The sequence below is a fragment of the Brevibacterium sp. XM4083 genome (genome assembly GCF_006489205.2).
GTDB lineage: Bacteria > Actinomycetota > Actinomycetes > Actinomycetales > Brevibacteriaceae > Brevibacterium.
Genome location: NZ_VFYR02000003.1, coordinates 667,799 through 691,191 on the forward strand (window position 1 = coordinate 667,799; position 23,393 = coordinate 691,191).

At 69.5% G+C, this 23,393-nt stretch carries 18 protein-coding genes, 1 tRNA gene and 1 pseudogene; 12 read left to right on the forward strand and 8 right to left on the reverse strand.

Translation table 11 applies throughout. The features are described 5' to 3' along the window. Positions 1–26 precede the first annotated feature (26 nt). Genes FJ887_RS12310 through FJ887_RS12320 form a run of 3 tightly spaced genes read left to right on the forward strand, consistent with a single transcriptional unit; the run spans position 27 to position 3,962 of the window. Positions 27–2,273 carry an HAD-IB family hydrolase gene (locus FJ887_RS12310; RefSeq protein WP_137825890.1) on the forward strand — a complete coding sequence of 749 codons (2,247 nt, stop codon included), beginning with the start codon at positions 27–29 and terminating at the stop codon, positions 2,271–2,273. Continuing rightward, positions 2,267–3,187 carry a hypothetical protein gene (locus tag FJ887_RS12315; protein ID WP_137825889.1) on the forward strand — a complete coding sequence of 307 codons (921 nt, stop codon included), beginning with the start codon at positions 2,267–2,269 and terminating at the stop codon, positions 3,185–3,187. Before FJ887_RS12310 ends, FJ887_RS12315 begins: the two co-directional genes overlap by 7 nt. Next, on the forward strand, positions 3,177–3,962 hold the full coding sequence (locus FJ887_RS12320; protein WP_137825888.1) for a ferritin-like domain-containing protein: 786 nt from the start codon (positions 3,177–3,179) through the stop codon (positions 3,960–3,962). The genes FJ887_RS12315 and FJ887_RS12320 overlap by 11 nt, the downstream gene beginning before the upstream one ends. A 17-nt stretch (positions 3,963–3,979) precedes the next feature. On the opposite strand, the gene FJ887_RS12325 is transcribed toward FJ887_RS12320, so the two are convergent. The 4 genes and pseudogenes from FJ887_RS12325 to FJ887_RS12335 all read right to left on the reverse strand — a co-directional run bounded on the left by FJ887_RS12325 (position 3,980) and on the right by FJ887_RS12335 (position 6,858). Further along, positions 3,980–4,342: a YczE/YyaS/YitT family protein gene (locus tag FJ887_RS12325; protein WP_219993833.1), complete on the reverse strand. Its 363-nt coding sequence runs from the start codon at positions 4,340–4,342 to the stop codon at positions 3,980–3,982. A 91-nt stretch (positions 4,343–4,433) separates the two neighbouring features. Beyond that, positions 4,434–4,835: pseudogene (locus FJ887_RS18650) on the reverse strand (DUF6198 family protein); the annotation flags it as partial. Further along, positions 4,792–5,844 carry a glucose 1-dehydrogenase gene (locus FJ887_RS12330; protein WP_137825886.1) on the reverse strand — a complete coding sequence of 351 codons (1,053 nt, stop codon included), beginning with the start codon at positions 5,842–5,844 and terminating at the stop codon, positions 4,792–4,794. The pseudogene FJ887_RS18650 and the gene FJ887_RS12330, both read right to left, overlap by 44 nt. Positions 5,845–5,910: 66 nt before the next feature. After that, positions 5,911–6,858, reverse strand: coding sequence for an SMP-30/gluconolactonase/LRE family protein (locus FJ887_RS12335; RefSeq protein ID WP_137825885.1), 948 nt, complete (start codon positions 6,856–6,858; stop codon positions 5,911–5,913). Positions 6,859–7,070: 212 nt separating this feature from the next. Here FJ887_RS12335 and FJ887_RS12340 point away from each other — a divergent pair. From FJ887_RS12340 to selB, 3 genes are all read left to right on the forward strand, one after another. Further along, positions 7,071–7,166, forward strand: a tRNA-Sec gene (locus tag FJ887_RS12340). 53 nt (positions 7,167–7,219) lie between these two features. Next, positions 7,220–8,608, forward strand: coding sequence for an L-seryl-tRNA(Sec) selenium transferase (gene selA / locus FJ887_RS12345; protein WP_137825884.1), 1,389 nt, complete (start codon positions 7,220–7,222; stop codon positions 8,606–8,608). Further along, complete coding sequence (selB, locus tag FJ887_RS12350; RefSeq protein WP_137825883.1) at positions 8,608–10,455, forward strand: selenocysteine-specific translation elongation factor; 1,848 nt, start codon at positions 8,608–8,610, stop codon at positions 10,453–10,455. Before selA ends, selB begins: the two co-directional genes overlap by 1 nt. Before the next feature lie 109 nt (positions 10,456–10,564). Here selB and FJ887_RS12355 read toward each other — a convergent pair whose 3' ends face one another. Beyond that, on the reverse strand, positions 10,565–11,251 hold the full coding sequence (locus FJ887_RS12355) for a TetR/AcrR family transcriptional regulator (protein ID WP_137825882.1): 687 nt from the start codon (positions 11,249–11,251) through the stop codon (positions 10,565–10,567). Positions 11,252–11,359: 108 nt separating this feature from the next. On the opposite strand from FJ887_RS12355, the gene FJ887_RS12360 reads away from it, so the two are divergent. Next, entirely contained in the window at positions 11,360–11,905 is a 546-nt protein-coding gene (locus FJ887_RS12360) for an NADPH-dependent FMN reductase (protein ID WP_249356804.1), read from the forward strand. Between the two features lie 96 nt (positions 11,906–12,001). On the opposite strand, the gene FJ887_RS12365 is transcribed toward FJ887_RS12360, so the two are convergent. Then, the gene (locus FJ887_RS12365) at positions 12,002–13,288 is read right to left on the reverse strand and encodes a M20 family metallo-hydrolase (protein WP_137825880.1); all 1,287 of its coding nucleotides are present in this window, start codon (positions 13,286–13,288) and stop codon (positions 12,002–12,004) included. A 31-nt stretch (positions 13,289–13,319) separates the two neighbouring features. After that, the gene (locus FJ887_RS12370) at positions 13,320–14,651 is read right to left on the reverse strand and encodes an MFS transporter (RefSeq protein ID WP_137825879.1); all 1,332 of its coding nucleotides are present in this window, start codon (positions 14,649–14,651) and stop codon (positions 13,320–13,322) included. Positions 14,652–14,877: 226 nt separating this feature from the next. On the opposite strand from FJ887_RS12370, the gene FJ887_RS12375 reads away from it, so the two are divergent. After that, on the forward strand, positions 14,878–16,170 hold the full coding sequence (locus FJ887_RS12375; RefSeq protein ID WP_250786233.1) for a helix-turn-helix domain-containing protein: 1,293 nt from the start codon (positions 14,878–14,880) through the stop codon (positions 16,168–16,170). Between the two features lie 270 nt (positions 16,171–16,440). Next, on the forward strand, positions 16,441–16,863 hold the full coding sequence (locus FJ887_RS12380; protein ID WP_140955442.1) for a VOC family protein: 423 nt from the start codon (positions 16,441–16,443) through the stop codon (positions 16,861–16,863). Here FJ887_RS12380 and FJ887_RS12385 read toward each other — a convergent pair. Continuing rightward, positions 16,839–17,996, reverse strand: a complete 1,158-nt coding sequence (locus FJ887_RS12385; RefSeq protein WP_250786234.1) for a DUF2332 domain-containing protein — start codon at positions 17,994–17,996, stop codon at positions 16,839–16,841. The two genes, FJ887_RS12380 and FJ887_RS12385, sit on opposite strands and share 25 nt — an antisense overlap. 253 nt (positions 17,997–18,249) lie before the next feature. Between FJ887_RS12385 and FJ887_RS12390 the strand changes: the two genes are divergently transcribed. From FJ887_RS12390 to FJ887_RS12400, 3 genes are all read left to right on the forward strand, one after another. After that, the gene (locus tag FJ887_RS12390) at positions 18,250–19,683 is read left to right on the forward strand and encodes an MFS transporter (RefSeq protein WP_140955444.1); all 1,434 of its coding nucleotides are present in this window, start codon (positions 18,250–18,252) and stop codon (positions 19,681–19,683) included. 162 nt (positions 19,684–19,845) lie between these two features. Continuing rightward, complete coding sequence (locus FJ887_RS12395) at positions 19,846–21,357, forward strand: FAD-binding oxidoreductase (RefSeq protein ID WP_140955445.1); 1,512 nt, start codon at positions 19,846–19,848, stop codon at positions 21,355–21,357. Positions 21,358–21,729: 372 nt separating this feature from the next. Then, positions 21,730–23,393 (forward strand): DUF222 domain-containing protein (locus tag FJ887_RS12400; protein ID WP_250786235.1); only part of this gene is annotated, 1,664 nt, incomplete at its 3' end.

Genomic DNA, 23,393 nt, shown 5'->3' on the forward strand with positions numbered 1-23,393 from the left:
TTTCCTCACACCTCGATAGGCTGCACATGACACCGAGCCGCATTCTCCTCACCGGTGCGACCGGATTCCTCGGTCAGGCGGTCCTCCAGGCTCTGCTCGAGAGCCGACCGGAGGACACCGTCACCGTCCTCGTCCGTCCCCGCGGGACGCAGACGGGCCGGGACCGGGTGGAGAGGCTGCTGACCAAGCCCGTCTTCGCCGACTGGAGCTCCAGGGTCGGGGATGATGCCGTCGCCGAGGCGGTGCGGACGAGAGTCGAGGTCCTCGAGGGTGATCTCACCGACCTGCCGCCGCTGCCGGAGCCGATCGACATCGTCATCCACTCCGCCTCGAGCGTGTCCTTCGACGCCCCCATCGACGAGGCGTTCCGGACGAACGTCGGCGGGGTCGAGAACCTCTACCGGGCGCTGCTCGTCTCCGGTCAGGACCCGCACGTCATCCACGTCTCCACCGCGTACGTCGGCGGGATCTCGAAGGGCGTGGCCCAGGAGCGTCGGCTCAGCCACGCCGTCGACCACCGTGCCGAATCCGCGGCCGCCGAGCTCGCGCGCGAGCGCGTCGACGCCGAATCACGGACCCCGGAGAGCCTGCGCGGGTTCCTCCGGCAGGCCCGCGCACAGAGCTCCCGGATGGGACCGAAGGCCGTCGCCGCCGCCGCGGAAGCCGCCCGCGAGACCCACGTCGCCGACCGCCTCGTCGACTTCGGCCGCACCCGCGCCGAATCGCTGGGATGGACCGACGTCTACACGTTCACGAAGGCGATGGCCGAACGGGTCGCCGAGGAGGAGTGGGCCGACACCGGCCATCGCGTCTCCTTCGTCCGACCCTCGATCATCGAATCGGCGCTGCGTCACCCGCATCCCGGGTGGATCGACGGCTTCAAGGTCGCCGATCCGCTCATCATGGCCTACGCGAACGGCAGTCTGACAGAATTCCCCGGTCACGCGGACTCCGTGCTCGACATCATCCCCGTCGACTTCGTCGTCAACGTCATCCTCGCCCTCGTCGACCGGGAGCGTGCGCATGCCGAGGACGGGCGTGCGGATGCCGCTCACGGTGACGGACTCCCGCGGGAACCCGAGTACTTCCACGTCGTGTCCGGGACGAGCAATCCGCTCCCGTTCCACCAGATGGTGCGCACGGTGCGCGAGTACTTCCTCGACCGACCGCTGCCCGATCCCGACGGCGAACCCACCCCGGTGCCGGAGTGGAGCTTCCCGAACTCCGAGCTCATCGAGCAGCGGATCCGGCTCAAGGAGCTGAGTTCCCGGGCGGGCCGCAGCATCGTCGACCGTCTCCCGTCCTCGCGCCGGACCCGGCAGTGGGCGGCGCGGCTGAGCCGCATCGACTCCGGGCTGCGCTCGCTGCGCCAGTTCGCCGACCTCTACCGCCAGTACACGAAGACGGAGATGGTCTTCGACGACGCCGCGACCCGGGCCCTCCAGGCGGCGCTGCCGCCCGGTCACGCCAGGAGCTTCGACGTCACCGAGATCGACTGGGACCGGTACTTCAAGGACATCCACCTGCCCGCGGTCACGGAGCTGACCCGCAGCTATGCCCGCAAGCGGGGGCGCTCGACCGCCCGGCAGGCGAGTCCGGCGCCGATCGCCCCGGCCCCGGACGCCCTCGCCGTCTTCGACCTCGACGGCACGGTGATCTCGACGAACATCGTCCGGCAGTACGCGGCCGTGGTCCGCGCGACCCAGCCGCCGCACCGCTGGCCGGCCGCGCTCGCCGGCATCGCGGGGATCGTTCCGGGCCTGCTGCGGGCGGAGTCCCGCGACCGGTCGGAGCTCATCCGCATGGTCAACCGCCGCTACAAGGGGTTCCGCATCGAACAGCTGCGCGAGGTCATCGCGGGCGGTCTCGGGGAGCGCATCCGCAGCTCGATCCGCCCGCAGGCGCGCACCCTCATCGATGAGCATCGCGCGGCCGGGCACCGCACGGTGCTCGTCACCGGGGCCCTCGAGGTTCTCGTCGAACCGCTGGCCGATCTCTTCGACGAGGTCGTCGCCACCCGCATGGACGTCACCGAGGCCGGGGTCCTCTCCGGCTACCTCGCGACGCCGCCGCTCGTCGACGAGGCCCGCGCGAACTGGCTGCGCAAGTACGCGAGCGGGATCGGCGCCGACCTCGGGAAGTCGACCGGCTACGGGGATTCGCTGGCGGATGCGGCGTGGCTCGAACTCGTCGGCGAACCGATCGCCGTCACCCCTGACCTGGGCCTCTATGGACTGGCCCTGAAGAAGCGATGGAAGGTGCTCGAATGGTGACCAGCGACCATCCGCCGGGCCACGTCAACGGCCGGCTGTTCTCCGACGCCGCGCATCCGACGGTCCTCGTCACCGACTTCGACGTCCCGGGCTACCTCGCGGCGGCCCGGGGCCGGATCACGGTCGATGCCGAGCACCTCGACCTGCCCGCCGAGGCGGCCCGTGACCTCGGCTTCCTCTGGCGCCTGGAGAACTCCGCACTTGCCGAGACCCGTGCCATGCTCGCCTCGTGGACGGCCAACGAAGCGCGGATCACCGCCTTCGTCACCGCGTGGGGCTACGAGCGGTACTGGCTGGCCCGGGCGCTGCGCGAGATCCTCGACGCCGGAGACGCTCACCGCTCGCCCCGCGCCCCGCGCTCCCTGTCGTCGACGCTGCGCGGCGCCTGGGTCGAACGCGCCCTGCCGATCGTCGCGCCCGTCCTCGGCGGAGCCGTCAAGGAGCCCATCACCGCCGGTCACATGGCCCGGCTCGCCCTCCAGGAGGGCGCGCTGCAGACCGCGGAGCGGGCACTCCTGCCGCGTCTGACGGGGGAGGCCGCCCGAGTCCTCGCCGAGGTGGTCGACAGGCGGGATGAGATCGTGCGGTTCTTCCGCACCGAGGCGATCGCCCGCATCACCCGGTCCCGTTCCGAAGCGCTCACCGCGCGCCTCCACGTCGCCAAGCCGTGGGCGCCGCTGCGGATCGTCGGTGTGCCCGACCCCGACGAGGCGGTCGCCCTGTCGAGTCTGTTCACCGGCAGCGTCGCCCGCCAGGAGCTCGGCGACTCCGACACCGTCATCGGCCGGCTGCTGCCCGGGAACCCGCAGCCGTCGGTGGCCCAGGTGCGGGCGGCCCTGCGCACGGCGCGGCGAGCCGACAGTCCGAGCGCCCCGGCGCCGACATCTCGAGTGAGGAGTGAGAATGGCGTTTGACTTCGACAACTACGCCGAGACGTCCGAGGCGGTCAAGTGGTCCGACCTCGATCTCGATGTGTTCGACGAGATGCCCCTCGACCGCGACACGCTGCGGTCGGTGCGCTACATGTGCGATGTCGAGTACCACACGACGTGCTTCGTCCGGGAGCTGCTCGTCACTCCCTCTCATCGGGAGGACGCTCCGGCGGCGTTCATGACGATGTGGAATCGGGAGGAGTTCTGGCACGGTGAGGCGCTCGCCGCCGTGCTCGAGAAGCACGGCATCCACGTCGACTACGACGAGATCAAGGCCAAGCGCGCAGGACTCGGCTGGAAGCTCGCGCTCGGCCCGGCGAAGCAGTCGCTGCTGGCGAACATGGTCGGCTCCGACTTCATCGCCGTCCACATGGCGTGGGGCGCGGCCAACGAACTGTCGGCGACCGCCGGCTACCGGCGGATGGCGGCGATGCAGGACCACCCTGTGCTCTCACCGCTGCTCGAGCGCATCGCCAAGCAGGAGACGCGGCACGTCGCCTTCTACTCGACCCAGGCCCGGGAGCGCCTCGAGGACAATCCGCGGGCGCAGCGGATCGTGCAGCTCGCGCTGGGGAAGCTGTGGAAGCCAGTGGGCTCGGGGATGATGGACGACGCCGAGGTCAAGCACGTGATGTCCTATCTCTTCCGCGGCCAGAGCGAGGAGGTCGACAAGCTCGACAAGCGCGTGCAGAAGCTGCCCGGCCTCGGTGATCTCACGATCTTCCGCAACGCCTTCGCCCGCCTCGGCATCGAGTGAGGGCCGCCTCGGCGAGGTCACAGCAGTTTCGTCGGGTCTCCCGGAGCTCCGGCATCGGGGTGGGAATCGGTGCGTCCGAGGCCCCGGGTCAGCCGGTCGACGAGGGGCTCGTTGACGTGGGCGGAGAAGAACGCGATGAGCGGGCCGACGAAGAACGCCGTCATGATCGTCCCCACGCCCACGGGCCCGGAGACGAGGAGGGCACCCACGAGGACGATGAGGTCCTGGGGGACGCGCACGCGCTGGTACTTCCAGCCGGTGCGGTCGACGATGATCGGGGCGATCGCATCGTAGGGTGCGGTGCCGACGCCTGCCGAGATGTACCCGCTGGCTCCGAACGCGAAGACGATGATCCCGATCGCGAAGAAGAGGGCGGCCATCGCGTGATCGCCGGGGGGCGACGGCGAGCGGGGCGAGCAGGCCCGCGAACACCTGGATGAAGAACCCGGTGAGCGTCATGTTGATGAGCGTGCCGACGCCGATGTACCGGCGCGCGAAGATGAGGACGGGGATGAAGAGGATCGCGTTGCTCAGCAGCTGGTACGCGCCGAGGCTCCACCCGATCCTCTCGCTGATCCCGATGTTGAGTGCCGTGTAGGGGTCGACGCCGACCCCGCCGGTCTCAAGGATTGCGGCCCCGAGACCGATAAGGACGACGCCGATGAGCGCGTAGAGCGCCCGGATGGCGCGGCAGCGCAGTGACCAGCTCTTCGTCGGATCCGACGGCGCCGAGGTGTTCATGGACTGATCTCCCAAGGTGCGGGTGAGGGGATGGCTGCCGGGGCGCCGGTGGGGTTGGGGCGCGCCAGCGTGGTGGCGGCGCGCCGGCTCAGCTCTGCAGGTCGATGACGACCTTGATGTCCCCGGGTTCATGGTCGAAGGCGTCGAGGGCGCGGGTCAGGGGCACGGTCCGGGTGATGAGCGCGGACAGCCACTGCGGATCGGCCGCGGCCAGCGCCTCGGCGGCCTGCCGCCAGTGCTCGACGTTCGCGTTGACGGACCCGACGATCGCGACATTGTCGAGGACGATCTGCTTGCCGATCGTCGCGAGGTCGAGTTCGGTCGCGCCCTGCGGATCGTGCATCCCGAGCAGGCACACGACCTGGTAGGGGGTGACGGCCTCAAGGATGTCAGCCAACGTCCGGGAGTCGCCCGTGGTGTCGAGGACGATGTCGGGCTGCACCTCGGCGAGGACCTGCGGCAGGTCGCCGACGTGGAACTGCCCGCCGAGCTCCCGCACGAGCTTCTCCTTGTTCGGCTTCTGCGAGGAGTTGATGACATGGACCTCGAGCCCGCGCTGACGCCCGAGGAGTGCGGTGAGGAGACCGATCGTGCCCCCGCCGATGATCACTGCGGTCTGCGGGTCGAAGAACGCGCGCCCGCCGACCTTGAACACCTCGTCCCAGGCCTTCGCGACGACCGAGGTCGGCTCCATGAGGACACCGGTCTGTCCGAGCGCCGGGTCGAGGCGGATCGCGAAGTCCTGTTTGACGACCCACTGCTCGGAACCGAAGCCGTTGAGCTCCTTGATGCCGCGTTCGGTGTACTCGCCGTTGCGGCACATGTCGAACTCGCCGTGCGCGCACGCGGGGCAGGGCACAGGATCGGGACGGCGGACGACCCCGGCGATGAGGTCGCCGACGGCGAAGTCGGAGCCGTCGGGTACGGCCTCGACCCGGCCGAGGGACTCGTGGCCGATGATGAGCCGCTCCTGACCGGGCGGCGCCCACCCGTACTGCCCGCCGTTGAGTTCCCGGTCGGTGCCGCAGACTCCGATCGCCAGGCCGGTGACGAGGAGTTCGTCGGCCTCAGGCTCCGGGAGGGCCGCCTCGGTGACGGCGAGGGAATCGGCCGTGCCCGGTTCGACGCTCAGTGCTCTCATCATGGTCCTCTCAGGTGGGTGTCCGTGCTGGGTCTGGTGGGTGGGCTCGCGCCGGGGGCGGTGGGCTCAGCCGTCGAAGGGTGCCACCGGCACCCCCGTGGCTCCGGGGGTCGCGGCGAAGACGGCACCGGCCTCGGGCTGGGCACCGGGGGTCAGCCCCTCCTGGCTCGTCGTGATGAAGAGGGTCCGCAGGTCGGGACCGCCGAAGGTGCACGCCGTGACGTTGGTGACCGGCAGTTCGACGACCTCGAGGAGCGTGCCGGCAGCGTCACGGCACTCGACGCGGGAACCGCCGTAGATCGCCGTCCACACATTGTCCTCGGCGTCGAGGCAGAGCCCGTCGGGACCGCCGGCCGGGTCGTCGGAGTCGAGGGTGAAGAGGCGGCGCGGGTTCGTCAGCCCCGTCTCCTCATCCCAGTCGAGGACCCATGTGCTGCGGGTGGGGGTGTCGTTGTAGTAGGCGCGGTCACCGGAGGCGGTCCAGGCGATGCCGTTGGAGATCGTCACGTCGTCGAAGACGGTGGACACGGCACCGTCGCCGCTGATCTGGAAGAGGGTCGCCCCGCCGTCTCCCTGGTCGTAGCGCATCGTGCCGGCGAGGAACCGTCCCGCCGGGTCGCAGCCGCCCTCGTTGAGGCGGACCTCGGGGTCGGAGACGAGTTCGGCGACCGTGGTCCAGTCGCCGCCGGTCGGGTCGGCGGAGACGCTGAGTCCGTGCTCGGTGAGCACCGCGATGCCGCCGGACAGCCGGGGGCGCAAACACGCGGCGACGGGGCCGGGCACATCGAGGACGGTCACCTCGTCACTCGTTGGGCCGCTGGTGCCGTTCGTGCCGCCTGTGCTGTTCGGGCCGCTCGGGCTGCCGGAGCCGGGCGCGCCGTGCGCGGTGAGGATCCGCCCGGCGAGCATGTCGACGTAGCGCAGGGAATTCGCTGCCTGGGACCCGTCGTCGGGCCACCACACGGGGCCTTCGGCATGGAAGGCGATGGGCGGGACGAACAGTTCGGCGCGCATGGGACCTGCCTTCGACCAGCGGTTGTCGGTTCCGGGACACCGCCGCGTCAGCGGCGTCATCCGTGGTGACCACGCTATGCGGGGTCGTCCCGTGCGTCAACGGCAAGGCACGTGGTGGCCCGACCGCCGTGACGGGGGTCTCCGCGGTCACCGCCGCAGGGGGTGCGAGGGCGCGGTCTGCGGTGTCCGGGGCACAGGGTAGAGTTCGATCCGGAGGCGTCTGGCGTCCTGGTGGGCCCCCCGGTCTTCAAAACCGGTGAGACCGAGCATCTCGGTCTGGCGGGTTCGATTCCCGTCCGCCTCCGCCACACGCCCGCACCGGCCCGAGCACGGTCGTGCACGCACCGAGGAGGAGGCAGCCATGGTCGAGCCCGACCCCCGCCGGAGCATCCCGCGCACCGACCATCTCCTCGCCCTTCCCGAAGTCGAGGCCGCCCGCGACCGCCTCGGCGAATCGGTCATCCGCGCGGTCATCGCCGATGCCCAGTCCCGCGCGCGGTCCGGTGAGCTCCCCGTCGCCGAGGTGACCCCCACCGTCATCGCGGCCGTGACCGACCATGGTGCCTCCTCGCTCACCCCGGTGCTCAACGCCACGGGCATCATCGTCCACACGAACCTCGGTCGCGCACCGCTCTCACCAGCGGCGCAGCAGGCGATCGCCGATGCCGCGGGCTATGTCGACGTCGAACTCGACCTCGAGTCCGGCAAGCGGAGCAAGCGCGGCGTCGGCGCGAAGCAGGCCCTGCTGCGGGCCTGCCCGGCCGCCGAGGACGCCCTCGTCGTCAACAACGGCGCTGCCGCCCTCCTCCTCGCCGTCACGGCCTTGCGGGGAAACTCGGCCCCGCAGGGAAGCGGTTCTGCTCAACAGGGGAACGGTACGGCCGCTGACGCCCGATCCGTCACGCCGGATGAGATCGTCGTCAGCCGCGGGGAGCTCGTCGAGATCGGTGCCGGGTTCCGCCTCCCCGACCTCATGGTCACCACCGGCATGCGGCTGCGCGAGGTCGGCACGACGAACCGCACCCACCTCGCCGACTACGCTGCCGCGCTCACCCCGGCCACGGCGTGCCTGCTCAAGGTCCATACGAGCAACTTCCGTCTCACCGGCTTCACCGCCGAGGCGACCCTGACGCAACTGCGCACGCTCGCCGACGAGCACGACCTCCCGCTCATCGCCGACCTCGGCAGCGGTCTGCTCACCCCCGATCCCGCACTGCCCGACGAACCCGACATCGACACGGCCCTGCGCGCCGGCGCCGACGTCGTCATCGTCTCCGGCGACAAGCTCCTCGGCGGGCCGCAGGCCGGGATCCTCCTCGGGTCCACCGCGGCCATCGAGCGCATCGCCACCCACCCGCTGGCCCGTGCGATGCGCACCGACAAGCTCACGCTCGCCGCACTCGAGGCGACGATCGCCGGGCGCGGCAACCCCGTCCACGATGCCCTCCACATCAACCTCGACCGGCTGCGGGAGCGCACGGAGACCCTCGCCGAGGCAGTCGGCGGAACCGTCGTCGCCCATGACGGTCGCGTCGGCGGCGGGGGAGCCCCCGGGGTGCCCCTGCCCGGATGGGCCCTCGAGATGCCCGAGGCGCTCGCCGCCCCCCTGCGCGCAGGCGAGCCCGCCGTCGTCGCCCGAATCCACCAGGGCGTGTGCCTTATCGACCTGCGGTGCGTGCCGGAAGCCGCCGACGACGCTGTCGCCGCGGCGATCAGGACCGCGTCGGACCGCCTCGGCGAGGGTGCCTGATGTTCGTCGTCGCCACCGCCGGGCACGTCGATCACGGAAAGTCGACCCTGGTCAAAGCCCTGACCGGGATGGAACCGGACCGGTGGGAAGAAGAGCGCAGGCGCGGGCTGACGATCGATCTCGGGTTCGCGTGGACGACGCTGCCCTCCGGCCGGGAGGTCGCGTTCGTCGACGTTCCCGGGCATGAGCGGTTCCTGTCCAACATGCTCGCCGGGGTCGGGCCCGCGCCGATCGTCTGCTTCGTCATCGCCGCGGACAAGGGGTGGCAGGCCCAGTCGAGCGATCACCGGGATGCGATCACCGCGCTCGGGATCGACCGGGGCCTCGTCGTCATCACCCGCGCGGACCTCGCACCCGACACCATTGCGGTGACAGAAGCCCAGGTGAGAACCCAGCTGCAGGGCACGCCGCTCGCCGCGGCACCGATCGTCGCGGTCTCGGCGACGACGGGGGAGGGGATGGACGACCTCGTCGCCCGCCTCGACGAGGTGACCGCAGCGGCCCCGGCCCCCGATCCCGTTGCGCGCGTGCGGCTGTGGCTCGACCGCGCGTTCTCGATCACCGGGGCGGGCACTGTCGCCACCGGCACGCTGACCGCGGGAACCCTGCAGGTGGGGCAGCGCATGGAGATCGTCGGGGCGACGACGTCGGCCCGGACGGGGATCCGCGGAATGCAGAGCCGGGAGTCCTCCGCCGAGGTCGTCACCCCGGCCGCCCGGGTTGCGGTCAACCTCCGCGACGTCTCCGCCGACGACATCCACCGCGGTGACGCCCTCATCACCCCGGACGCGTGGCCGATCGTCACCGTCGTCGACGTCCGCCGGACGATGGGTGAGCCCCTCGACGACGGCGTCCATGAGCTCATGCTCCACATCGGCACCGCGGCCGTGCCCGTGCGCCTGCGGCCCTTCGACGCCGACCACGCCCGGCTCACCCTCGACCGGCCCCTGCCGCTCGAGCTCGGCGACCGGGTCGTGCTGCGCAATCCCGGCAGCCGCAATGTCTTCGCAGGCGTCGTCGTCCTCGACGTCGATCCGCCTGAACTGGGACGACGCGGCGACGGGGTGCGTCGGGCCGCTGAGCTCGCCGAGCGGCCGGTGACCGGGGATGTCCTCGCCGAGGTGGCCCGCCGAGGAGCCGTCGAACGCGCCGTGCTCGCACGGTTCGGGGTGGTGGCTGCGGGGTCGGCCTCGTCCACTGACGCGAGCGGTTCAGTCGACGCGACCCTGCCGGCCGGTGTCGAGGCGCTCGCCGGGCGGCTCGTCCACACGCCGGCACTCGAGGCGTGGGTGCAGGCGGCGCGCGAGACTGTGTCGAGACAGCTGGCCGCGCAGCCGATGGCGGCGGGCGTGCCGGTCAAGGTCGTCATCGAGGCGCTGCGACGCACGGATCCGCCGCTGCCGGACGGCGGCGGAGCGCTCGTGGCGACGATCATCGGGCGGGCCGGTCTCGAGACCGCGGACGGCATGGTGCGCCCGCCGGGTCACACGGCCGATCTCGGTCCCGCCGAGGCCGGGGTCGCCGCACTCGAACGTCGCCTCGCGGCCGATCCGTTCGATGCGCCGGAGGCGGACGATCTGCGGGCGCTGCGCCTGGGAGCGCGGGAGCTCGCGGTCGCAGAAAAGGCCGGCAGGGTGCTGCGCCTCGGCGATGGTGTCGTCGTCTCCCCGCGCACCCCGGCGCAGGCGATGCGCCTGCTCGCCGGTCTCGCTCAGCCGTTCACGACGAGTCAGGCCCGGCAGGCGCTCGGCACGACGCGGCGGGTCGTCATCCCGCTCCTCGAACACCTCGATGGCCGCGGGTGGACGAGGCGCCTCGACGGCTCGCATCGTGAGGTCGTGCGGTAGGGAACGGGTGTGAGCGGAGGCCACGCGACTCTCTATTGTCAAAGGCGCCCGTGCCAACAGGCCGATCATCCAGGTGAGATGGAGATCAAGCGACCGAGACATCGGGGTGTCAGAGTGGTTCGGCCGCAGCATAGCCATGCAGGAACGTCCCAATGGCGCTGCGCATGAGTTCCTCGAGCCGCTCGGCGCTCGGGTCAGGGTCGAGGATGTCGCTGCGACTGGCGTTGATGAGGGCAGCGAGGTGAGCAGCGGCGATGTCGGGATCATCGAGTTCGAGGTACCCGCGTCGGGCGAGATCAGAGAGGTGCAGCGCTATCTGCCGCCGCGTTCGCAGAGGTCCGCTGCGTCTCCATGATTCGAGGAGTTCCGAGGAGATGTGCTCGGTTTCGGCCTGGAGCTGCGTGACCAGACGCCAATGCGGTGCGTTCGGTGGAACAGAGGAGTGCATCGACAGACCGTAGGAGACCAGTGCGGGCTCAACTTCGGTCCGGGAGCCGATCGTTCCCAGATGCTTCTCGATCTCGCCGATGTGGATCTCTGAGACGGCAGCGGAACTGAACTCGACGACTGCCGCGAACAGCCCGGCCTTGTCGGTGAAGTGGTTGTAGACCGTGCGCGTGGACACCGCGGCGACCTCGGCGACCTTCTCGACGCTGGTGCGGGCGAAGCCGTCTCGGGCGAACACTTCGAGTCCGGCACGCAGAATCGCCAACCGTTTCGGTGGAATTCCAGACGCGGTGGCCGAGCGGTGGTCCACAGAGTTCATGATTCCGATTATAGTCTTGCACTTTATCATGCTTAAAAGTACAGTGCCAACTGTAATATTGAAGGTGATGAAAGGAATGGCGTGGTGAACATCGGAATCTTTCTGGGAACTGTTCGACCTGGTCGACGAGGACCGGCAGTGGCCGCCTGGGTGGCTGACATCGTTGACCGGCGATGCGCCGCTGTAGGCGTCGAGTGCGAGGTCAAAGTCATCGACATCGCTGACATCGGGCTGGGCCTCACGCCCGAGCCGAATCCACCGAAGTTCGGTCTCTATGAGCGAGAAGAAACACGAGCATGGGCGGAGGTTGTCGCCGGGCTCGATGCTTTCGTCTTCGTCACTCCGGAGTACAACCACTCGGTTCCCTCAGCATTGAAGAACGCGGTGGACACGCTCTACGGAGAGTGGTCGGACAAGGTCGCAGGCATCGTCAGCTACGGAGTCAACGGCGGTGTGCGTGCCGCTGAGCATCTGCGTCAGATCCTTGGCGAGCTCCAGGTCGCGACGGTGGCGGTGCAGCCGGCTCTGGGAATGTTCGAGGACTTCGTCATCGCCGATCCGCTCGCGACGGGTGACTTCGCGCCTCGAGACCTGCAGAGGGCAGCGGTCGAGTCGATGGTCGACCAGCTCACGGCGTGGGCGACTGCGTTCGCGACCTTCCGCGCCGCGGCACACGCGCAGTGATCGCGATATCTACGGCGAGGCGGCACGCGCCGTCCTGTCGGCCGAAAGTCGCAATGCGCTCAACTGGTCGAGGGCATACAGACATCTGCCCGGCCCCTACCCCGCGAGCGCTCCTGACGCCAAACGCCGGACCACCTCGGTGAGGTGATGGAGGCCGGAGAGGAGGTCCTCGTCCTTCGTGAACTCCTCGAGACTGTGGGAGACCCCGCCGACGCTGGGAACGAAGAGCATGACGGTGGGCACGGTGTCTTTCATGTTCGTCGAGTCGTGGCCGGCCACCGTCATCACCGGCGCCGAGGTGAGCCCGAGGTCATCGGCGACCGCGCGGGCGAGCTCGACGCCCTCGGCCGGGTACGGGTTCTGATCCCAGCTGTGCTCCGCGGTGATCTCGATGTCGACCCCGACCTCCTCGGCGACCGTCGCGACCGTCGACATGAGGGAGGCATGGGCGGCGGCGATCACCTCGGCGCTGGGGGAGCGCAGATCGATGAGCAGCGCGACGTCGCTGGCGACGACGACCGGGGAGTTCGGGTAGACGGTGAGTTCGCCGCACGCAGTGTGCAGCGCTCCGGGCTCGAACTCGTCGACGAGGTCGCGGGCGGCGACGACGAGCCGGGCCGCGCCGAGCAGGGCGTCCCGGCGATCGGCCATGAGCGTCGAGCCGCTGTGCGCCTGCGCGCCGTGGACCCGGAACTCGAACTTGTGGGCGGCCCACGTCGCGCCCACGAGCCCGATCGTCACCCCGTCCTCCTCCATGCTGCGGCCCTGCTGGACGTGGATCTCGGCATAGGACGCGATCGGCGGGGCCGTGAAGTCGCCGCGTTCGCCGAGGGCATCGAGCGCCTCGGCGACGGTGATGCCCTGCGGGTCGGTCGTCGTCAGCGCCGCCTCGAGGTCGGCCTTGCCGGTGAAGACATTGCTGCCCATCATCGACGGTTTGAAGCGGGAGCCTTCCTCGTTGAACCAGTTGACGACGGCGAGGTTGAACCGCGCCCGGCTGGGGTCGGCGCGCAGCTCCTCGGCGACGGCGAAGACGGCATGCGCGCTCGCCATCACCCCGTACGCCCCGTCGAAGCGTCCGGCTGTCGGCTGCGAATCGAGGTGGGAGCCGGTGAGGACGTAGGGGGCGCCGGGCACGAGTTCGAGCAGCCCGAACTGATTGCCGATCGCGTCCCGCTCGACGACGAACCCGTGCTGCTGAAGCAGACGCGCGAACCATGCGCGCTGCTCGCCATCGGCGGGGCTCGCCGCCTGCCGGTCGACGCCGTTCGTGCCTTCGACGGCACCGAAGCGGGAGTGGACGGCCCAGTCGGCGAGGAAGTCGGCGTCGCGGTCGGCCCGGTCAGGCAGATTCGCCGGCGCCGAGGCGGTGGTGTCGTTCATCGAGGGGTCCTTCTGTGCGCGTGGGGTGTGGTCAGTGCTTGAAGCCGGGAAGGGAGACGCTCAGCCTCGGGGCGATCGCTCCGGCGAACGCCGTGAAGAGGGAGAGGAAGACGAGCATCGCAGCGGCCGGCCACCAATGGTCGCCGGCCGAGGCGACGAAGCCGGTGGCGAGCAGCGGGATGAAGCCCGAGAGCATGCCCGCCGCATTCTGCGCCATGCCCACTCCCGTGTAGCGGGTGGTCGCGGGGAAGAGGCCGGTGAGCACAGTGCCGGAGGCGGCGTAGGGGAACGAGAGCGCGCCGACGGCGACGGTCATCGCGATGACGATGAGCACCGGCTGGCCGGAGGAGAACATGAGGAACGCGGGCACCGCGACGACCGCGGAGAGGATGCCGCCCCAGAGGATGACGCGGCTGGCGCCGAACTTCGCCCCGAGCATTCCGCCCCAGATGAGGATGAAGATCTCGACGAACGCGGCGACCATGCTGCCGAGCAGGAGAAGCGAATCGTCGTAGCCGAGGATCGTCACGCCGTAGTACACGCAGAACGCGGTGACGAGGTAGAACCCGCCGACGCCGAGGAGCGCGGCGGCCATGCCGACGATGATCTGCTTCCAGCTGTTCTTCAGCGTCGTGCTGATCGGGCTCTTCTCGACCTCGCCGGTCTCTTCGAGCTGCCGGAAGACCGGGGACTCCTCGAGGCGGCTGCGGATGTAGACGGCGACGAGGAGGAGCGGGATTGCGACGAGGAACGGGATGCGCCAGCCCCACGAGTTGAAGTTCTCCTGCGAGAGCAGCAGCGTCATGACGAAGAAGCCGCCGGAGGAGAGGATCGTGCCGATCGGCGATCCGATCTGCGGGATCGCGGCGTAGCGGGCGCGCAGGTGGAGCGGGGCGTTCTCGACGACGAGCGTCATCGCCCCCGACCATTCGCCGCCGACGAAGAGACCCTGGGCGATGCGCAGGAGGACGAGGAGGACCGGGGCGGCGAACCCGATCGCCGCGTAGGTCGGCAGCATGCCGATGAGTCCGGTGACGATGCCGATGCCGACGATCGTGATCATCAGCACCCGCCGCCGCCCGATCCGGTCGCCCATCCGACCGAAGATGATCCCGCCGATCGGACGTGCGGCAAGCCCCACACCGAAGGTGGCGAACGACGCGAGTGCGGCGGCCGTGACGTTCTCGGAGGTGAAGTACTGGACGTTGAAGATCAGCGCGGCGGCGGCGCTGAAGAGGAAGAAGTCGTACCATTCGAGCGCTGTGCCGATGAGCGCGCCGACGGCGACCTTGTTGGCGTCCTTGACGCTGAGTTCCTGGGTCGCGTCGTATTCGATCGCCGAGGTGGTGGGCTTGCTGCTCATGCGTGATCTCCGTCGGGTGCGCAGGTCGGGTGCGACCGGTGGGTCGCGGTCTGCGGTCGTCGCTGGTGGCCTCGTCGCCACGATGATTCTCCTGTGACTCACGACACTACCGAGGGAGAACGCTGAGTTTCCACGAGGAAATGCCGCCGTTTCACCGCTGTGCATTGTGCATCTGCACTGTGTCGTGTGCCTACACTGGGGCGAGACGCGTGCCTACACTGAGTCGATGAGTGCGACGCACACCCTTCACGATCGTCCGCTGCCCGGGGATGAGGCCCGGTGGAGCGAACTGCTCGACGCCCTCGACCTCGACGAGCTCACCGAATCGTTCGTCGCCAGGGTCGCCGTCGTGCCGGGCTACGATCCGGCTCCGCTGCCGCTGTCCGAGCTGCGGCGGACGGGACGGAATTCGTTCGCCACGCTCATCGACGGACTGCGCGCCGGCGGATTCTCCGGCGCTGTAGCCGTCTCGACCGACGTCGGCGTCTCCCGCGCCAGGGCCGGGATCCCACTCGAAGCGCTGATGACCGCGATCCGACTCGACTTCACCGTGCTCTGGGAGGCCCTCACCCGGGTCGCCGCACCGAGCGACGCCGAACTCGTCATCCGCCACACCGGAGACGTCCTCAGCACCGTCGATGACTACATCGTCCAAGTCCAACAGGCGTACACGGCGGAGCAGGCGCGGATGCGCGCCGAGGAGTCCTCGGTCCGCCAGGGCGTCATCGCGGGACTCTTCCAGGACGCCGACCCGACCGCCGAACGGCTCGCAACGATCGCCTCGGCGCTGGGCCTCGACGTCGACGACGCGCTCATCGTCGCTGCCGCCGGTGCCGAGGACACCCCTGCCCTGCGCGTCCTCGTCTCCGCGCACGAAAGCGCCGGTGGGACGATGTTCACCCACCACCTCGGCGACGTGCTCATCGCGTTCACCCGGGCCAGGCGAGTGCGACCCGGCGGAGTGACAGGACGGGACACAGTGCGGGCGGAGACCGGTCGGGCCGGCGGCGGCGAGGAGTCGCGGGCCGGCGGCGGTGAGTCGCGGATCGGTGGCAGCGAGGAGTCACGGACGGGTGGGGGCGACCTGCGGGCGGGCGAGATCGAGGACCGCCTCGCCGAGGCGCGCGTCGGAATGGTCGCGGCAGCGGGACTCGGGTCGCTGCGTCGGTCGGCGCTCACCGCGCGTGACCTCGCCCAGGTCTTCGAGGCGGGCGAAACCGGGGCGATGACCTGGAGCAGAGGCTGGGCGAGGCTGGCCGCCAGGGCCCTCAACGCTAGCGGGAAGTCGGTGATCTCCGACGTCGACGATGCGCTCGCCGCGTGCGGGATCGCCGAACGCGATCGCCTCGTCGAAGCCGTGCGCGCCTACCTGGAGACGGGGAGCATCGGTCGGACCGCGGGCATCCTCTACTGCCACCGCAACACCGTGGCCAACCGTCTGCGCCGCTTCGCCGAGGTGACCGGCGTCGACCCGACGATCCCGGTGCAGGCGGCACGCCTCGTCGTCGCGTGGGCGTGAGGGGGCGGGCGGGCTGAGTCCGTTGTGCTGGGACTGGTGTGCCTGGACTGGTGTGCTGGGACCGGCCTCGTGACGTGGCCCGCTGTGCCGGTTCGGATGCGCCGGTTCGAATGCGGCGGGTCGGGCGAGTGGACTGGGCCGGTGGGCCGGGCCGCGCGCACCGGGTGACTGTGTCAGTGGTCGAGCGCATACTGGAGGCATCGCGGAGGGCAGTGTCGCCCACGCGGTGGTACGGCAGGTTCGATCACTCATCATGCGAGGTGGATAGCAATGCCAGTCATTCCCCATGTCTTCATCAGCGGCGGTCAGTGCGCAGCCGCGTTCGAGCGGTATCGCGACATCTTCGGCGGTGAGCTCTCGCTCACGCGGTCGAAGGATGCGCCGCCGGAGGCGCGCATGCCCGGCGCGAGCGAGGATTCGGTCATGCACGCCGAGCTGACCTTCGGCGATTCGCGCATCATGGGCGCCGATGATCCGACCGGTGACGGCGGCGCGATGACCGGAGTCGCGCTCAATTTCGTCGCTCCCGATGTCGACGCGGCGACGGAGGTCTTCGAGTCGCTCTCAGCGGGCGGGCAGGTGCAGATGCCGCTCGGGCCGACGTTCTGGTCCCCGGGTTTCGGCGCCTGCGTCGACCAGTTCGGTGTGCCGTGGATGGTCGACACGAGTCAGGGGGACAGCAGCGCCTCGTAGCTCTGACCATGGGGGCCGGTGAGGGCCGTGGCGACGCCGTCGACGGCGAGGACGAAGCGTCCGTCCGCACCGTCGATGCCATGGTCGGCCAGTTGCGCGCCGATGTCGGGCAGCACGTGCTCGCCCTCGTTGCTCAGCCACACGACGTCGGGGTGGGCCCGCATGATCGCGACGAACTCGTCTCGACTCTCCGGGTCGACGTAGGCGAGGACTGCGCTGTGGAACACGACGACCTGTGAGTCCGCGGGTGCCTCGGCGATGAGTGCCGCGACGGTTGTCGTGAGGTCACCGGTGACGAGTCTCGGCGGGTCTGCGGCGGCGATGGCCGCAGCGGCGTCGAGCCGGTCGCGCCGCACCGTGTGCTCGGGCCAGATGAGCGAGCGCAGCCAGGCTCGCTCTTCCGGGTCGGTGATGTCGAGCGGATTGAGGTCGATGCCCGCGCGCCAGATGACCTCGGGAAGTCGGTCCGGCGGCAGGGCACCCGCGATGTCACAGGCGAGGTCGACGGTGCTCGGCCCGTCGACGGGATCGAGGTGGGTGACAGAGGATCCCGGAGCCGTGGATTCCCCAGCAGCAGACGCTCGGGCATCGCCGGGCATGGGATCGTCCTGCGCGGGGCCGGAGTCGGCACCGGCGGTCCTGCGCTCGTCCTGCGGGGCACCGGAGACGGCACCGGAGGGCTCGCGCTCGTCCGGGCTCGGGCTGCCACCCGTGCGGTAGGTGTAGCTGTAGCGATCCGGGTAGAGGCACAGCCCGGCAGAAGCACCGACCTCGATGAGCGAGACCGGACCGCTGATCTGCGCGAGCGCCGGCAGCAGCACGGCACAGCGTCCGGCCTCGTTCGTCTGTGTCGAGCGGGCGAGCATGAGTGTGCGCGTCTCAACCCAGTGCTCGAGCAGCCACTGCCGCAGCTCGGCGTAGTCACCCTCACCGGAGCCGAGATGCCTGGCCGCGCCGAAGAGCAGATTCGCCTGACGTTTCGGCCGCGGAAGGTCAAGGAGGAGGGCGAGGATCTCGTCGTCATCGGCGACACCTGCCGCCCAGGAGGTGTAGATCGGCGACGTCCCGGCCGCCTCGATGCGGGAGAAGTTGCGGTAGTACTCGCGCAGCGTCTCAGCGTCGAGGTCGGTCATCGGTCGCATGCCTTCTCACCTGCATCTCTTCTGTCGGTTCGGGGGAGAGCGACGCGGCCCGGCGCCGGTCGCGGCAGCCGTTCTTACCCTCCCTGCCCTCATCGTAATCCGGCCCTGCCCCCGGGCAGCATCCCCACTCTGTCTCGACAAGCGGATGGCATCGTCCCAATCAACAATACGGTGGACGATGGCAGCAGACCGCGACGACCGGTCGGCGACTGTGCAGGTGTCAGACGACGGCGAAAGGACAGCGATGACGGACTCGGCCACAGCTCCCCTGAGCTTCCGCCGCCGCTGGACGGTCATGGTCATCTGCGCTTTCGCTCTCTTCCTCGTCGGACTCGACACGACGATCGTCACGGTCGGGCTCGCCGAGATCGGCTCCGGGGTCGACCTCGATGCGGCACGGCTGCCGTGGGTGGTCGACGCCTACACCGTCGTCTTCGCCAGCCTGCTCATGACCTCGGGAGCCGTCGCCGACCGATTCGGTCGTCGCCTCGTCCTTCTCACCGGCCTGAGCATCTTCGCCGTCGCCTCGCTCCTCTGCGCGCTCGCCGGCGACGGGGCCATGCTCATCGGCCTGCGCGCCATTCAGGGCGTCGGCGCGTCGATGCTCTCCCCCGTCGCGCTCGCGATCGTCGTCAACGTCATGCCCACGCAGCGCGAACGCGCACTCGCCATCGGAGTGTGGGGCGCGATGTTCGGCGTGAGCATGGCCGCAGGTCCCATCGCCGGCGGCCTCCTTCTGGCCGCCTTCGACTGGCGTGCGCTGTTCTGGATCAACGGGCCCGTCGTCGCGATCATCATCGTCTTCGTCGCCCTCATCGTGCCGCCCTCCCGCAGCCCTTCGCCGAGGCGGCTCGACGTCCCCGGCCAACTTCTCCTCATCGCCCTGTTGGCCACCGTCGTGGGACTCCTCATCGAAGGCAACGCGATCGGCTGGACCTCGGTCACAGCGCTCGTCGGGTACGGGCTCGCAGTGCTGCTGGCAGTCGTCTTCGTCGTCGTTGAGAACCGCGTGCGCTCGCCCCTCGTCGAGCCCTCGTCCTTCCGGTCGCCGGCATTCGCCGGGGCCATCCTCGGCGCGGTCGCGATCTTCATCGCCTTCAGCGTGACCCTGCTGCTGACGACGAGCATGATCCAGGTCGTCGAGGAACGCAGCGCTCTGGCCGCGGGCACCGCGATCCTGCCGATGGCCATCGCGACGGCAGTCTTCGCACCGGTGTCGGGCATCCTCGTCGGCAGGTTCGGGGCTCGGGGGCCGCTCCTGCTCTCCGCCGGTCTCATCACTGCGGGCGGGGTCGTCCTCCTCATCGCCACCCAGGCGGTTCTCAGCGGGGGACGCGGCGTCGGGAGCGCGGGCATCGATCCGCTGCTCCTCGGGCTCGCCCTCGGTCTCATCGGGTCGGGGATCGGCTTCGGCAATGCGCCGATCACCAATGCCGCGGTCAGCCATCTCCCGCCTGACCGTGCCGGTGCCGCGGGCGGAGTCGCATCGACGGCGCGCCAGTTGGGCACGTCGATCGGCATCGCGGTGGCCGGTGGACTCATCGCCGGCGTGCCCGCTGCCGCCTTCATGGTCACTGCCCGAACGGGGTGGTTCGTCGTCGTGGCCTGCGGTCTGGCCCTCCTCGTCCCGGTCATCGGCACCCTGCTGCCGAGCCCTGGTCCACCGCGACGCCCCTGACGAACGGGGTGGCGTTCGGTACCGACGGCGTCGCCTCCGGTGACGACGAAGCCGTGCGGGTCGTCGGACCACCTCGGCGAGGTGACAGGCGATGAAGCGACGATGACAATGATGACGAAGACGGGCGGCGCCGGCCGCCCTCCGCGTGAAGGGACCGAGACGATGACCGAGCCGAGCTCAACGACGCCAGTGGCCGGAAACACGGGTGCGGGGGAGCCCCCGGTGGGAACGGCAGGCGCTGCGGCGGGGGATGCCTCGGCGGACGATTCCCGTGGGGTCGCCGCTCCGCCCCTGGCCGAGCTCGCGTCCCGCCTCGGCGAGGGTGTGCTCACGACTGACCCCGACATCATCGCCGCCCACGCCAGCGACGAAGCCCTGTTCTGCCCGGCCGAGGGCGCGATCGCCCTGGTCAGGGCCACCTCGGCGAGCGACGTCCAAGAGGTCATGCGGTTCGCCACCGACCATCGGATCCCGGTCGTCCCGCAGGGGGCGCGCTCGGGGATCTCGGGCGGCGCGAACGCCTCACCGGGGGCGATCCTGCTCAGCGTGGCGCGGATGAACGACGTCGTCGCCGTCAGCGAGGCCGAGCGGACGGTCACCGTGCAGCCGGGCATCATCAACCAGGACCTCAAGGACCACCTCGCGCCGTTCGGGCTGTCGTACCCGCCGGACCCGGGGTCGGTGGGGATCTCGTCGATCGGCGGGAACATCGCGACGAACGCGGGCGGCCTGTGCTGCGTCAAGTACGGCGTGACCAGGGATTATGTCCGCAGTCTCACGGTGGTTCTCGCTGATGGGACGCTGAGCGTGCTCGGTCCGCAGACCGCGAAGGGCGTGGCGGGGCTCGATATGCGGCAGCTCTTCATCGGGTCCGAGGGCACGCTCGGCGTCATCGTCGAGGCGACCCTGCGGCTTGTGCCCGCCCTGCCCGATCCATTCACCGCGGTCGCGACGTTCCCCGATGAGCGCAGCGGTCTGCAGACGGTCGCCGACTTCATGGCCGGCGGCGGTGTGCCGAGCCTCTTCGAGTTCCTCGACGGTTCGAGCCTGACCATGCTCAACGCGTACGGCGACTTCGGTCTCGACGGGGAGGCCGGGTCGATGCTCATCATGCAGGTCGATCTTGCGGTCGCTGAGTCGGAGGCGATGATGGCGAAATTCGCCGAGGTGGCCCACGCGTGCGGTGCCCTCGACGTTGCGTACTCCGATGATCCCGCCGATTCCGCCGCCCTCATCGCAGCGCGGCGGATGATCCAGCCGGCGTACGAGAAGTTCGCCGGTGCGCATGGCGGGGGGCAGCTGCTCGACGACGTGTGTCTGCCGAGGGCGGCGATGCCGGAGTTCTGCGACCGACTCGACGCGCTGCGTGAGTCGTCGGGGCTGACGATCTCGCTCGTCGCGCATGCGGGAGACGGGAACACGCACCCGTCGGTGTTCTTCGATGCCGCCGACGAGGAGGAGACTGCGAAGGCGCTCGAGGTCTTCGGGGAGATCATGCGCATCGGCCTCGAGCTCGGTGGGACGATCACCGGCGAGCACGGCGTCGGATACCTCAAGAGGGACTGGCTGGGCGAGGAGCTCGACGCCGGGGCGCAGAGGATGCAGCTCGCGGTGAAGAACGCGCTCGATCCGCTCGGGATCCTCAATCCGGGGAAGATGCTCGGCGGCCTCTGAGCGGAGGCGTGGGGTCTGGTGCCCGGGTGCCCGCGTGGAGGACTGTGTGCCGGAGGCAGAAGATGTGCCCGTGATGCACACGCACTTCGGCTTCGGGCACTGCAGGGTCGTCTGCGGTATGTGCTGCGAGGACTCGGGTGGTGTCAGCAGCGGCCTGTAGCGTTGACCCACCCTGGAACACACGAACCCCTGCCGACACCGAAGTCGGATCACACAACGGCACGGCGACACCACAGCTCGGCCTAGAAATCGAAGACGCTAGAACGTGTAAAAAATAGTCGAACAAAAAACAAACAAACATCTTGACACACACCACAAAGGTGTATAATAGGTCACACGACATGGACAATGGCGAATGGACCCCTGGACACCATGACTCTCACCCCGAACCGCAAGCACCCCACCCCCGGCAACAACGCCGCGGGTGCGCACACGGGCGGGTCGTCTTCGTCGGAGTCCTCCCCAACCTCGGGTGACACCCCGCGTGCTGAGTCGCTGTTCGATCAGCTCACCAACGCCGGCATCGACCTCACCGGCCACCCCCTCGCCGACACGTTCACCACCCTCACCCCGACCCCACCCGCCGAGGATCCCGGGCCTGAACCGGACAGCACCTACTTCGACACCGTCGACGACGGTGCCGCACACGATCCTGAACCGCCCAAGGCCGGTCCCCAACCCACTGATGCCGCCGGTGACCCATCCACACCCTCGGGCGCAGAACAGGATTCCGTCGACGACGAGGTCGCTGAGATCGCTGCGGCCGCGGCCGCGTTGGACGGGGACACCGACGTGCCCGCCTGGGTGAGCAGACACCCCCTCTTCACCGGCAGTGCGTGGGCCGACCTGACGGCGTTCGCCCCGGAAGTCACCACCGGCATCACCAGTCTCATGCACCTCGATGCCCAACTGCGGTCCTTCGACAAACCCATGGGCCCGGAAGAGGCACTCCTCCTCGTCGACGGCGCCGAGGCCCTCTCCCGGGTCTCGGAAGCCCTGTCGATCCTCGCCCTGGCCGTCTACGACCGGGTAGGCACACCGGCGGAGACGGGGGCGAAGGACACGAAGTCCCTCATCCAGGACCGCCTCAACCTCACCCGCACCGAGGCCCACCGGCGGGCCGAGATGGCCAAGAACCTCGGTGGGCGGGTGGATCTGGCCGGACAGGCACTCGAACCGTTGTGTCCCGAAGTCTCCGAAGCTCTCCACACCGGTGCCTTGTCGGCAGGGCAGGCGAAGACCATTGATGACTGCCTGGCCGCCCTGCCCGACTGGGTGAGTCCCGGGCAGCGGGCGGATGTGGAGAAACGCCTCGTCGCCTATGCCCCGACAGTGCGGGTCACTGATCTTCGAGCGATCTTCACCCGGATGCTCGGCTATATCGATCCGGATGGGAAGAAACCGGTCGAGGAGACACCGCGCAGTGACTATTCGGTGACGATGCGACCCAAACGCAATGGGGACTGGGTGCTCAATGGTCTCCTCGACCCTGTGGCGGGGGCGGCGTTGAACGGGTTGCTGACCTCGCGGATCAAATCCGCGAACGAATCCACGACACCCCAACACGTCAACAGTGACGGTAATGCCTTCGGGGCACCCACCGATGGTTCGGGTGTTCGCGGGAATCCTGGTGATGGTGGCGTCGTCGGAGCACCCGCCGATGCCGACGGCGCTGACGGTGGTGTTGATTGTGCTGTCGGTGGTCAGGAGTCTCTGTTCGATGTTGTCGATTCCGTGCTGCGTGGTGACCGGTTCGACGCACCACTGCCGACCGTCGGCCAGGCGCCTGACGGCTCGGACAGCCCCGACGGCAATGCCACCTCAGGCGGCTCCAATCCTGGTGAGATGGCCGGTGAGTCTGAGGACAGTGGATTTGTGGTGGGTGTCGGGGTGCGTGCTGACGGGTCCCGGGTGGATCTGAGTGCTGAGCAGCCGACAGCGAGGGCGTGGATCTATGAACGGTTCGCGACTCTGGTCTCGCGGATCAGCATGGACCAGGCCGGGGCCGGGACCCCTTACGCGCTTGTCGTGACCGC